Annotated in this window: 7 protein-coding genes; 6 read left to right on the top strand and 1 reads right to left on the bottom strand. The window is 42.3% G+C overall.

From position 1 onward, the window contains the following. Positions 1-91 precede the first annotated feature (91 nt). On the top strand, positions 92-835 hold the full coding sequence (locus IE222_RS23130; RefSeq protein WP_191276749.1) for a hypothetical protein: 744 nt from the start codon (positions 92-94) through the stop codon (positions 833-835). 311 nt (positions 836-1,146) lie between these two features. Further along, on the top strand, positions 1,147-1,902 hold the full coding sequence (locus IE222_RS23125) for a DUF4253 domain-containing protein (RefSeq protein WP_191276748.1): 756 nt from the start codon (positions 1,147-1,149) through the stop codon (positions 1,900-1,902). A 354-nt stretch (positions 1,903-2,256) separates the two neighbouring features. Here the strand turns inward: IE222_RS23125 and IE222_RS23120 are convergent, their stop codons facing one another. After that, entirely contained in the window at positions 2,257-3,138 is an 882-nt protein-coding gene (locus tag IE222_RS23120) for a DMT family transporter (RefSeq protein ID WP_191276747.1), read from the bottom strand. 1,100 nt (positions 3,139-4,238) lie between these two features. On the opposite strand from IE222_RS23120, the gene IE222_RS23115 reads away from it, so the two are divergent. The 4 genes from IE222_RS23115 (at position 4,239) to IE222_RS23100 (ending at position 13,703) form a co-directional block, all read left to right on the top strand. Then, complete coding sequence (locus IE222_RS23115; RefSeq protein WP_191276746.1) at positions 4,239-9,452, top strand: Ig-like domain-containing protein; 5,214 nt, start codon at positions 4,239-4,241, stop codon at positions 9,450-9,452. Positions 9,453-9,727: 275 nt separating this feature from the next. Further along, complete coding sequence (locus IE222_RS23110; RefSeq protein WP_191276745.1) at positions 9,728-10,723, top strand: sugar-binding protein; 996 nt, start codon at positions 9,728-9,730, stop codon at positions 10,721-10,723. After that, positions 10,720-12,177, top strand: coding sequence for a sensor histidine kinase (locus IE222_RS23105; RefSeq protein ID WP_191276744.1), 1,458 nt, complete (start codon positions 10,720-10,722; stop codon positions 12,175-12,177). The genes IE222_RS23110 and IE222_RS23105 overlap by 4 nt, the downstream gene beginning before the upstream one ends. Continuing rightward, positions 12,171-13,703 carry a response regulator transcription factor gene (locus IE222_RS23100; RefSeq protein ID WP_191276743.1) on the top strand — a complete coding sequence of 511 codons (1,533 nt, stop codon included), beginning with the start codon at positions 12,171-12,173 and terminating at the stop codon, positions 13,701-13,703. Before IE222_RS23105 ends, IE222_RS23100 begins: the two co-directional genes overlap by 7 nt. Positions 13,704-13,831 lie beyond the last annotated feature (128 nt).

The following is a 13,831-nucleotide window of genomic DNA, read 5'->3' as shown; positions in this document are numbered from 1 at the left end:
TTTTAGTCAATAGGTTAATGAACTAGCTATAGCTAGGAGCATTATTCCAAATTTACTCAACATAGACAACACTTCATTGGAGGAAATACAAATGGATGATGAATGGTACGATGGGTATGACGGCGAGATGTACAGCGGAAGTGGTTCTAAGGGATATAAAAGCAAAAAGGTTAAGCTTCCCCGCTTTAAAAGTATAATCCGTAAAGGACATCGCGGGAGACGTTCCCCAAGAGGGGCAGCAAGCGATCCGGAAACAACCATCGTAATGTGGGTGGTTATTACCTTATTGGTGTCAGCATTTTTTCATGCTGAATGGATATTCGCCTCATTATATGGATTATTTCTTCTATACACGCTCCGCACGAAGGACGTCTGGCTTATCAGATATGTAGCCGTGATTCTTTCAGCATTGGGCATCCTGTTCTTTGTCGCGCTCGGCATACCTTTATTATTAAGCTTCATGATTGATGGGGACTTTTTGCAGCATCCAGCAACACAAACGGCTTACCGATACGTCATCAAAGTGCCGCTGCTAAGTTGGTCAATTGTATGGATGCTGGAAAATTGGATGGATTGGATTCATAAGAGGAAATATGCAAAAGCAAACTTTGTAGAAAAGGAGAAGTCTATATTACAAAGGTTGATTAAGCTGTGCTTTGCTGCTTCAATCGTAACCTCTATCATGTGGGCCATTCATTCTATTTACACTGTATTCACTTGGGGATTGTGGATAATCAACACCAACACCTTGAGCATCATTCATTCTTGGACAAGTACTTTCATCATTGGAATTACCTTTTTGGGGATGTACTTACAACGGTTAGCAAATAAGTGAGAGTAGAACATGGGGTTCTTGTGTTTCATTGATTTTTTAGAAGCACAGGGACCTTCTTTGTTTTCTTCAGTTTCCTATATTTTTTTTCGGGTTACGATATTTCATAACCACGATGATAGCCAAAAATGGCAGCTCCCAGCGAGAAATGTCCTTCATAAGCCCGCTGAAGACCAAAATTGCTAGAACGCCAGAGTGAAATGTCCTTCATAAACCCGATGAAGTACTAAAGGATATACAACATAATCTAAAAAGGGAAATAAGTAATGTATATCGAATTATCCCAATAATGAATCCAGTGGGAGATGAAAAGCATGGGTATATTTGATAGATTCAAGAAAAAGAAAGAAAAGGAATTTGTAGAAGAAATCATTGCTAAATTAGGTTGCGATTGTTTGATAATCGAGGCGGATAATGTGAACGATGTGATGAAAAGGTACCAACAAGCTCTTTTTGAAGGCAGAAAGGAAGGATACACACCACTTATCATAATGCCTTCGGAGAGGATGTTAGAAATCATTGATCCTGAGGCGGATTTAGAATTCCCGACCGATGATAGAGAAACAATTTTAGCCAAGTCGAAGGATATTAATGCACAGAAATTAGTAAAGAGTCTGCTAGATGAGGTCATATCGGAGGAGGAAGAGGACTTCGAGGACGAGGATGACATTGCTGGTGAGTTTTCTGTGGAAGAATCGAGTAGTCATTTCCTTTCGTTAGAAGAGGTCATAAATAAAAAAGTCATTATGGCTAAGATTCCAACAGATAATCCTTGGGAAGCTGCTGCTTGGATTCCGATGGGTGGATTTAATGAATGTCCGATGCCTGAAGAGCAAGTTGCCGTATTCCAACATTGGTATGAAAAATATAGAGCTCTCCCCGCTTTAGTTACCGAAGACGTCTGGGAATTTATCGTTGAGAATCCTCCAAGGACACGAGAAGAGTCAGAATCGCTTGCTTGGGAACAATTTGGATTTTGCCCTGATATTGTCTGGCAAGGGGTTGGAACGGTGAATGCGCTGGCAGGGACTCTCTTGGATTCTTCTACATGGTATTTCTGGTGGGACTAAAAACCGCATAAAGCAAGGTGACCGTTACATAAACAAAAATCTAAGAATGCACAAGAAGGAAAAACGCCGAATCCCCGACTTAAGTGAATGGCAGTTCCTATGTCCTGGAAATCGACATTCTTCATCCCTAAATGACCGCCAAAGTATTGTATTGCAGCGGGCTAGGGCCAATTTCAAATAAACGTTTGTTTGACTGACAAGATTCTTGCTGGTTAAATGGTAAAAAACCTTTAGCGATGGCTCCATTGCCAATTTCAAATAAACGTTTGTTTGCTGGGGGGGTTATTAAATTTGTAGCGGGAGTTAAGTATATGAAACAGAGGAACCGCCCCCATGTTTCATATATAACCGTATCTATTTATAGCCGTATTGCCTTTTTCGTTGATACGTAGAAAGTACCACTCCTCCTACAATAAACAGCGATCCCAAAATTTCCGAACCAGTTATGGGTTTGGAGAGTAATACTAGTCCCATAATCATGGCTACAAATGGCTCTAAGTTGGATAAGATGGAAGCCTTTGATGCATCCACATGTCTAATATTGTTATTCCAAATCAGTGCAGCTACCCCATGGACAACAACCGCTGTGCCAATTAGCAGCGCCCAATGGGACAAGTTCGAGCTTATTCGCAAGGGATGATCTAGTAAAAAAGCAAACGGAATTGACACAACCAATCCCACAATATTTGAATATAAAGTAATCGTTAGTGGTTCTATTCTTTGAGAAAGGAGCCTTGTTAAAATAATCATTATGGCAAAGGTTACCATCGTTATAACAATCCATAATAATCCTTTATCAACATGCAAAGAAGTAGAATTTCCCTTTGTTACAACAAAGTAAATCCCCAGGATTGCCACAATAGAACCTATCAGCATCCGCAAAGTTAATTTTTCTTTTAAAAATATAGCAGCTAACACACCCGTTAAAATCGGGGTAGTGGCTAAAATTAACGCAGATGTTGTTGGATCCGCTGTTTGTAATCCTACAAAAAATGACCATTGGTTTATAAATACTCCAATGACACCCAGCAAGATAACTACAGGTATATCTGTTTTATTCAATGTTCTAACGTGTTTTTTGTTGGCGGATAATCCAATTAATAATATTACAATAAACAAAAGTCTAAGCATGGTTAACATAGTTGGAGAAAAATCTTGGACTAATATCTTGCCAAATACAAAATTACTTCCCCAAATCACCACACAAATAGTTAGCAAAGTATATGCTTTTAACATCTTTATCCTCTTTCCTGTATAAAAACTGGTTACTTTAAGATTTTTTCAATATTATCTTCATTTTTTACCGAGTCACTATTAATCGTAAATGTCGTTTATCCCCTATAATACATTGATTCCTTGTTACTCTCCCGCTCCACGGCAAAGTATTCTAAGAATAAATGGATTTTCCTAAAAAGAAAAGGGGTGTATTGAAAAAGGGGAGAATCATAACTCAAGAAAAGGAAGCTCAAGAATCGTCCTCATGCTTTTTAAGAGCTTCCAAGAAAAGGGGAAGAGGCTGGACCCGGCAAAGGCAGTATAAAGAGAGCGCTAGAAGAGAAGGGCGGATCCGCGCACTAAGAGAATGGCAGCTCTTGTGTTCCTCGGCCAATCGATATTTTTCCCCATAAATGAACGAATAAGTATTGTGATGTTGCAGGCTCGACCCCGACTTACAGAAAATCAATAAAGCGATAGAAGGCTTAATAATTACTAAGTAAAGAAAAAAAGCAACTTAAAAAAAGCATGTCTAAGTAATAAAAAAGAATCGGCAAATGATTGCCAAGACCGAGATTTAAAACATAAAACAAAATGTTTGTTCGAAATACGAAGGAGTACTATCAATCAAAAAAGAAAGTATGGATCCTTTTATAGCTGCAGCAGCTACCCGATTGCCGATATAAAAAACAAGTGTCGTTAAAAGCATAGTGTGTTTAGAATATGGAACAACCGTATTAGATACATTTTTGGTTTGAATTTTTTTAAAAGGACTAAACACTTCTTGATAGTTAGTCGATAATACTTAATGTAACCTGCTAATCTCCTAGCAAGTTCTAGTAATATTTTGTTGAGCTGTCCTTTTTGGGCAGCTCTTTTTCTTAATGTACTTGAGGCACACGTTTTTTATCTATTCACTCCTATCACTACAAATCTTAGAGGAAATCTCCTGTATTATGCCAAAACCAAACATGAAAAAAGGCGTGCATCGGTCTTACTAGCAGCAAAATAGTTCAGATTATCAAAAAAAAGTACAGATAAAAATTAAATAGTTTTTTGAATATTCGTGATAATCTAAACTATGGTGATAAAAATAACCAGAAACCTAAAGGAGTGGTAGAGTGAAAAAAGCGATTAGCTGCGTTTTTTTAATTTCAGCACTGATTCTATCAAGCTTTCAAGTCCCTGTACAGGGACAAGCCATGTCAAAAACGACATCGGCAGCAGGAAACAGTGTGAGCTATGATGGAGAGAGACGAGTGAATTTTAACGAGAATTGGCGATTTCAACGAGAAACCAATGGAAGTATTGCCGGAGCACAGAATCCTGGCTTTGACGATTCCTCCTGGCGGAAATTAAATCTGCCGCATGACTGGAGTATTGAATTAGATTTTAATAAAAATTCTCTTGCCACACATGAAGGCGGTTATTTGGACGGCGGAATCGGCTGGTACCGAAAAACCTTTACAATCCCGGAATCGATGAAGGGAAAACGAATTTCGCTTGATTTTGATGGCGTTTACATGAACAGCACCACCTATCTAAACGGGGAAGTGCTCGGGACCTATCCGTTTGGTTATAATGCCTTTTCCTATGATATTTCCGACAAACTTTATAAAGATGGCAGGGCGAATGTCCTTGTTGTCAAAGTCAATAACACCCAGCCGAGCAGCCGCTGGTATTCGGGGAGCGGGATCTACCGGAATGTCTATCTCACTGTGACCGATCCCATCCATGTGGCTCGCTACGGAACATTTGTGACAACACCCAATTTAGAGAAATCGATAAAAGAAGACAGGGCTGATGTGAACATCAAGACGAAAATCAGTAACGATGCTGCTGAGGCGAAACAGGTAAAGATTAAATCAACCATCTACGATGGGGCTGGGAACACCGTACAGACAGTGGAAACGGAGGAAAAAACAGCTGCCGCCGGCACGGTGACTCCGTTCGAACAAAACACAGTCATCAAGCAGCCGAAGCTTTGGAGCATTGACAAGCCTTATCGATATAACCTTGTTACAGAAGTCATCGTTGGCGGGCAAACGGTGGATACGTATGAAACAAAATTTGGTGTCAGGTATTTCAAATTTGATGAAAACGAAGGCTTTTCCTTAAATGGAGAGTATATGAAGCTGCACGGCGTTTCGATGCACCATGATTTAGGGGCGCTTGGGGCGGCAACGAATGCACGCGGCGTGGAAAGACAAATGCAGATTATGAAGGATATGGGGGTCAATGCCATCAGGGTTACCCACAACCCGGCATCACCGGAACTGCTGGAGGCAGCTAATAAATTAGGGCTATTCATCATCGAGGAGGCATTTGACAGCTGGGCCCAGTCAAAGAAACCCTATGACTATGGCCGTTTTTTCAATGCATGGGCTGAGCACGACATTAAGGAAATGGTCGATCGGGGCAAAAACGAACCAGCTATTATCATGTGGTCGATCGGAAATGAAATATATGATACGACCAATGCCGCTGGTGTGGAAACAGCACGAAATTTAGTGGGTTGGGTAAAAGAAATTGACACCACAAGGCCGACAACGATCGGCGAGGATAAAACCCGCGGAGACAAAGTAAATGTTACACCTATCAACAGCTACATCAAGGAGATTTTTAATATTGTCGATGTGGTCGGACTGAACTACAGCGAGAACAACTATGATGGCTACCACAAGCAGAATCCGTCATGGAAGCTGTACGGCTCGGAGACGTCCTCGGCAACCCGTTCGCGTGGTGTCTACACGCATCCGTACCAGTATAACCAAAGCACAAAGTATGCTGATTTACAGCAATCCTCTTATGACAATGACTATGTCGGCTGGGGACGAACTGCAGAAGATGCATGGAAATATGACCGCGACCTGAAGCATATTGCAGGGCAATTTATCTGGACCGGCTTTGATTATATTGGCGAGCCGACGCCATATTATAATTCCTATCCTGCAAAAAGCTCCTATTTTGGTGCTGTGGATACGGCTGGTTTTCCAAAGGATATTTTCTACTATTACCAAAGCCAATGGAAAAAGGAGCCTATGGTCCACCTGCTGCCGCATTGGAACTGGAAGGAAGGGGAAAAGGTCCGCGTCTTAGCTTATACCAATGCAAGTAAGGTTGAACTTGTTCTAAATGGTGAATCGTTAGGGGAGAAGAACTATGACAACAAACAAACCTCCTGGGGAGCACCATACAAAGAAACAAAGGATGGAAAAACCTATTTGGAGTGGGCCGTACCATTTAAACCGGGCAAATTAGAAGCCGTCGCCAAGGATGAAAACGGCAAAGTGATCGCCCGCGATCAGGTAGTGACCGCTGGTGAGCCAGCCTCTGTCAGATTAACGGCTGATCGTAAGGTGGTCAAGGCGGACGGTACGGATCTGTCGTTTATTACAGCAGACATTGTTGATAGTAAAGGGATTGTTGTCCCGGATGCCGATCATCTGATTACATTTAACGTAACGGGCCAAGGGGAATTGGCCGGGGTTGATAACGGAAACGCGTCCAGTGTGGAGCGTTACAAGGACAACAAGCGCAAGGCTTTCAGCGGGAAAGCATTGGCGATTGTTCAATCAAGTAAGCTTTCTGGAAAAATTACGGTCCATGCGTCAGTGGCAGGGCTTTCGAGCGATTCCACGAGCGTATTTACGGTAACGCCAGCTGACCATGACAAAAAGATTGTAGCTGGGATTGATGATGTTAACCTTACTGTCGATGTCAATGAAGCACCAAAGCTTCCTTCAGAAATCAAGGTTTATTACAGTGATGAGAGTGCAGCTGCGAAGAATGTGACTTGGGATGAGGTGGATCCAAAGCAGTACAGCACTGTTGGTGAATTCACAGTGGAAGGCAGTGTCGAGGGAACTTCGCTGAAGGCAAAGGCATTTGTTATTGTCAAAGGAATTGTCGCCGTCAAGCCTTATTCAACGGCAACAAAGGTTGGTGTACAGCCGGTGCTGCCTGAAAAAGCAACCCTTCTTTACAGTGATGGAACAACCAAGGGAGCAACTGTCACGTGGGATGAGATCCCTGAGGACAAGCTGGCAAAAGAGGGCCGGTTTACCGTCGAGGGCAGTGTGGAGGGAACAGACCTCAAGGCTAATGTCTATGTCAGGGTGACAAATGAAGTAAAATCAGTGAATATTATGCTTCAGGAGCAGGGTTCAGCTTATCCAAAGCTCGAAGCTACTTTTACCAATCCAGCTGACAATCTTCAGCATTTGAACGATGGCATCAAGAGCTATACCAATAACCCGGTCAACCGCTGGACGAACTGGACAAGAACACCGCGTGATGCTGGTGACTCGATTACAGTTAATTTTGGCAAGAAGCATGTGATTAATAATCTAGATTTATTTGTTTTTACCGACAGCGGCACGGTGGTTCCAGAAAAGGCAGAGGTCCAATATTGGGATGGAACGGCGTGGAAGGATGTCGAAAATCTAACACAGCCATCGCCATATGTGGTAGAGAAAAATGAACTTACATTTGATGCGGTCGCGACAGAAAAGCTGAAATTCCATTTGACACCATCTGTGAAAGGGAAATTCCTAGCTCTAACGGAAGCAGAGGTGTACGCCGATCAGATTGTGATGGGTGAAACAGCAAAACTTCAAAGTATTACGGTGAATGGGAAAGCATTAGAAGGCTTTGATCACGCTAAAAAGAATTATGAACTTGTACTTCCATATGGAAGCGAGCTTCCTAAGATTGAGGCGGCTGCTGCCGACAATGCAACTGTCACCATTTTACCGGCATTCTCCTATCCGGGAACAGCAAAACTATTTGTCACTTCAGAGGATGGGAAGGTAACTACTGAGTACAGTATTGGTGTTTCTACAGAAGAGCCAAAGCTCGTCTCCGCAGAGTTATCCGCGGACAAGACGAATGTCATGGAGGACGATATCATCGATCTGAAGGTAATTGGTCTCTTCGAAAGCAAGGAAAAGATTGATGTGACCGACAGCCAGCCGACATATGAATTTGACCAGCAGATTATTAAAATTGAAGGCAATAAGCTGTATGCGCTGGAAACAGGAAATGTCAAGGTGAAAGTGACGGTGACATATAAGGGTGTGAGTGTCACAACACCTGCGCTTGAGTTTACGATCGCGAAAAACCCTGCTCCAAAATACATTACGAGCTTAGAGCCTGTCACGGTTGTTGTTAAAAAAGGAGAAGCGCCGGAGCTTCCAGCAACGGTTGTGGCCCATTATAACCGAGGAATCCCGCGGGATGTTAAGGTGAAGTGGGAAAGAATCAATCCGTCTAAGTACCAGCAGCTAGGCGAGTTTACCGTATCTGGCATGGTGGAAGGGACCGATATAAAAGCCCAAGCAAAAGTGATTGTAAAAGGGGCTGTTGCGGTCGAGGATATTAGAATGGCTGTGCTGTTAAAGCAAATGCCACAGCTGCCGGGCAAGGTTACAGTCTATTATAGTGACGGAGCGGAAGAACAAAGAGCGGTCAAGTGGGAGGAAATCCCGCAGGAGGAACTCGAGAATGTCGGTGAATTTAAGGTTAAAGGTGATGTTAATGGAGTGAAGCTGAAAGCAACAGCCACTATTCGAGTAACCGATGAAGTCGGCGGCGAGCAGAATATCAGCCGGGCTAAAAATGGTTATGAATACCCGAAGGCTGAAGCTTCCTTTACCAACAATGGCCCTGGATCAAGCGATCGAATCGAGGCCATCAATGATGACGTGATCTCCTACGAGGCTAATCCGCATAATCGCTGGACGAATTGGCAGCCGGTACCGCGTGCAGGGGACTGGGTTTCTATCACCTTTGGAGACTATGAGCCTACGGAATATGATGTTGATAGCATGGAGATCCACTGGTTCGCGGATCATGGGACCTCGTATCCAGAGCGTTTCCAAATCGAATATAAATCCGGTGATAGCTGGAAGGAAGTCACCAGCCTGAAAAGCGATCCAGCCTCTCCGGCCTTGGGTAAGGCAAATGTCTATAGCTTTGATCGAGTAAAAACATCGGCTATACGAGTGAAAATGACAGCACAAGCCGGCAAAAGCTTAGCCATTACCGAGCTGAAAGTATTTTCAAAATGGCCAAAGGCAGGTACCGAACCAGAGGTGACCGATATTAAGGTCGGAGGAAAATCGATTCTGGAGGACTTTGAACAAAAAGGCGATCACTATGAAGTAACGATTGATGCAGGAGATGCGAATGTAATGCCGAAAATCAATGTAAAGGCTAAGGACCAGACGAGTATTACGATTGTGCCAGCAGTTACCTCTCCATCCACGGCAAAGGTAATTGCTAAATCCGAGGATGGCAAGAAAGTGAAGGTCTATAGCATTCACTATAAATAACGAGAGGAGATTTCTTCCTTTATCAATTAGGGCCAAGGCATCATGCTTGGCCTTTTTCTTTTTAAACAGTATATAGCAGCTATTGGTGGATAAGGTAAAAGTTGGTGAAAAAACTGCTTATTAGTAATAAAATAAGAAAAGATGGGACATTGGGACAGGTCTCAATGTCATGGTATGCCCTTCATAAGCAAAATGAAAGCCACTTTACTAGTTTTTTAGGTAGAAAATGTCCTTCATAGGCAATATGAGAGAAAATTTCAGGAGGTGTCTTGAATATGAAGAGGTTCCTGTATGGCGGCTGTATCCTGCTTTTAAGTGTAAGCGCATACTTATCGGTCTACTTCTCCATTAAAATGTTATCGATTGATGCTGAATCAAAACCACTGCCTCTTAAAAAATATGACTATCATTTTGTACTCGTACCCGAAGAGCTGGATAATGACTATTGGCGTTTGGTGGAAAAGGGGGCGAAGGATGCAGCAAAGGAACATCATGTTCTCCTCGAATATGTGGGACCGGCACAAGCAGACCTTAAAGAGCAAATCAAAACGTTAGAAAAGTCTGCAGCATCAAGGGTGGATGGCTTATTGACACAAGCATTAAATGAAAAACAATTTACCCCGCTCATTAATAAAATTGACCTAAAAGGGATTCCGGTGATCACGATCGATACAGATGCACCGAAAAGTAACCGGATCGCCTACATTGGCACTAATAACTATTATTCTGGCTTTATAGCAGGGCTTGCCCTCGCAAAGGATTTGAAAGGTAAGGCAAATGTGGCGATTATTACTGGCAGGTTTGAAGCAAGCCATCAGCAGCTGCGCGTCCAAGGATTCAAAGACGCGGTGAAAAACTACAAAGGAATCAAAGTCATAACGATCGAAGAATCTAATATTTCGAGAGTACAAGCAGCAGAGAAAACGTATACGATACTAAAAGAACATCCGGAAGTGAACGCCTTTTTCGGAACAAGTGCCCTTGATGGAATCGGGATTGCAAAGGTCATTCAGCAATTTCATCGTGAAAACAGTACCTATATCATTAGTTTTGACATCCTTCCTGAAACGATTGCCTATTTAAAAGAGGGCGTGATTGAGGCGACGGTTGTCCAGGAACCATATGAAATGGGCTATCAGGCGATCAAGATGATGATTGCCCATTTGGAGGGGAAAAGTATTGCAAGCTCTGTCTATACCGAAACTAAAGTCATTTATCGAAAGGATTTACCCTTGGTACCAGAGCGAAATTATGAGGTGAAACGACAATGATTTTTCGAATACGTACGAAATTATTACTCTACTTTTCTATTTTTGTCCTTCTTCTTATAGCTTTTACCTTCTTCTTGTACAAGGGCAGTGAAACTATCGTTTCGGAATATGGCACGAGTTTCGAGAAGTTTCTGCTATTGAATGATATTTCTAAACAGACCAATAGCGTCATGGAAAAATTAAATGCCTACATCAATGATAAAGACCCGTACTATTTGAAAGAATATGAGCGTGAGAAACAACTATTGATTAGGCAGCAAAAACGAATTCAACCGGAATTGATGGATGGCACGAGTAATCCGATGATCCTCAACTATGACAAGATGATTGATAGTTTCCTAGAGGAATCTGTGTTAACAGTAGATCAATTTCAAAAGGAGCAGATCAATCTGTATTCGGCACATTTAAATGAAGCAACGAAAATATCGCAGTTTATCCAAGAAACCACCCTATCCATCTTAAACAATGAGCTCACTTCCTACCAAGACTTTTATAAGCGGATGAACAGGCAAAATCATTACTTTAAACTGATGGGTCTTAGTTTATTTTGTACCACGATTCTATTAAGCGTGCTGCTTGCTGTCTGGTTTTCAGGTGGCATTACCAAGCCGATTACGAGATTATCCCTGGCGGCAAGAGAGATTGCCAGTGGAAATTTTGCCGGGGAGAAAGTCAAACTTACAACAAATGATGAATTGGGACTGCTGACAGAAACGTTCAATAAGATGCGCGAAAATATCCGGAGCTTGGTGGATGAAATAAAAGAGCAATCAGAGCTGGATCAACTGTTAAAAGAGATGGAATTGAAAAGCTTACAAAGTCAAATTAACCCACACTTTCTCTTTAATACGCTTAATATTGTTTCAAAAATGGCCTATTTAGAGGATGCCCATCAATCATCAAGACTCATTGAATCGATCTCCACCCTGCTTCGCTATAATTTAGGGGATATAAACAAGTCCTCCACATTAAGAGACGAGGTAAAAGTAGTCAAAGAGTATTTTTTTATTCAGCAAACGCGCTTTTCTGACCGGATTAAATTTACCACTCAGATTGACGAGTCGTGTTTATCGATTCAGATTCCCTCGTTAACCTTACAGCCGATTGTGGAAAATGCTTTTGTTCATGGAATCGAAGAATATGAAGAGGGGGCTGAGCTTTCCTTACTCGTCTACCGCGAAGAAAATTGCGTCATCGTGGAAGTCATTGACAATGGGATGGGGATGCAGCAGGAAACGAAGGAAAGATTGCTTGCCTTTTCTAATGGGATGGAAGAGGATGACGGCTTTCAAGCAGAGGCCAAAGGACATTCAACCGGGATTGGAGTCAAAAACGTGATACGACGGCTGCAGCTTTTTTATCATAAACAGGATGTGGTCGATATCCATTCAAAGCTTGGCGAAGGAACGACTTTTCGTTTGAAACTTCCAATAGAGGGGGATGCAGCTTGTTAAAAATAGTGATTGTTGATGACGAATTGTTAGAGCGGAAAGCATTGCGAAAAATCATCCAGGATCATCTGGAACAAATCTCGATCGTTGGGGAAGCGTCGAATGGGCGCATTGCCATTGAAGCGGCTGAGAAAACAAGGCCGGATCTCATGTTAATGGATATTAAAATGCCGGGGATTGACGGGGTAGAAGCGGTGAAGCAAATTAGAAACATCGATCCCAACATCCGTTTCATCATGATTTCTGCTTATGATACGTTTGAATATGCGAAGGAAGTCATGCGTCAAGGTGTAAAAGAATACCTCTTAAAGCCAAGCCCGAAACAGGATCTTATTGCAGCGATCGAAAGGGTCCGTGACGAAATAATGACTGAAAAAAATTCAAATCAAGAAATCGTGAAATTGAAGCAGCAATTTGACAAAGCGCTGACCTTGGCGCAGACCAAATGGGTAGCTTCCCTATTATATGACCAAATCCAGAATATCCAGTTTAAGGATTGGAGTGAGCTGCTAGGGTTTCATGTCCATGCCGGCTATGCGGTGATTTTTCATTTTCATGCCCAAGAGAATATGATCGGCAGCTGTTATTCTACTTTAAAGAGGATTGTAAAAGAAAAATCAAGCAACGAAGTGATTGTTGGCAACATGGAAAACGGGCAGGTCCCTGTGCTTTTTTTTACAAAAGAGGCGATGGAAAAAGATAAGCTTCAGCTAAACATTCGAACCATTGTCCATGTCTTCCAGCAGCATGTGAAGAATGTTACGCTTTATGCTGGAATAGGTGATGCCTATCCATCCGCTCAGGACCTTTCTAAGTCCTTCCATGAGGCGGCGATTGCTGTCCACGCCCTCTTGGCCAATAAAAAACAACAATATGGCTTTGCGCCAAAACAAGTGAATCCGCCATTGGAGGGAGAAGCCTATCAGATTGAAAAACAATTGATGGAGAGTATTCGCCAAGGTGACCTCACACAAGCCTTATATTATTTCTCGCAATTGGTAAGCGAGCACAGAAGGCTTGAAGAGAATGTCAAAAGGGCTGAAGAGCTGTTTATCCTTGCCGCTCATATGCTCAAGGAGCTAGGGATCGATTATCAACGGAAAGACACCTTTCATGACTGTCATACGAATGAAGCCTTGCGGCAGGAAGCGAAACATCACCTGACGCAGCTTGTTCAGTTTGTCCATTCATGGCGGAACAGCTATTCCAAAGGTGTGCTGGTAGCAGCAAAGGAATATATTGATGCTCATTATCAGGATGCATTGTCGCTGGAAGAGGTGGCCGAATATAGCGGGCTAAGTCCGTACTATTTTAGCAAAATATTTAAAGAACGGCTTGGAATCAGTTTTATCGATTATTTAACGGAGGTCCGGCTTGGTCATGCGAAGAAAGCCCTTCTCAACCCTAAAAAAAGCCTGAAGGAAATTTGCTATCTGGTCGGATACAAGGATCCGAATTATTTTAGCAGGGTGTTTAAAAAGCATGCCGGCTTATCTCCAAGTGAATATAGAAAACGGGCAATGCCCTAAAAATGTCCTAGTTTTTGCAAAAAAGTGAAGATGATTCTCCCGCCGGCTGCTCATGATAGGTGATACATTTATTATGATAACGATTACAAAGGGGGAGAAATTTGGATGAAGAGAAAGCTTTCCATCAT

The organism is Neobacillus kokaensis (assembly GCF_014656545.1).
Classification (GTDB): domain Bacteria; phylum Bacillota; class Bacilli; order Bacillales; family Cytobacillaceae; genus Neobacillus; species Neobacillus kokaensis.
This window is presented reverse-complemented; position numbering and strand designations above follow the sequence as displayed.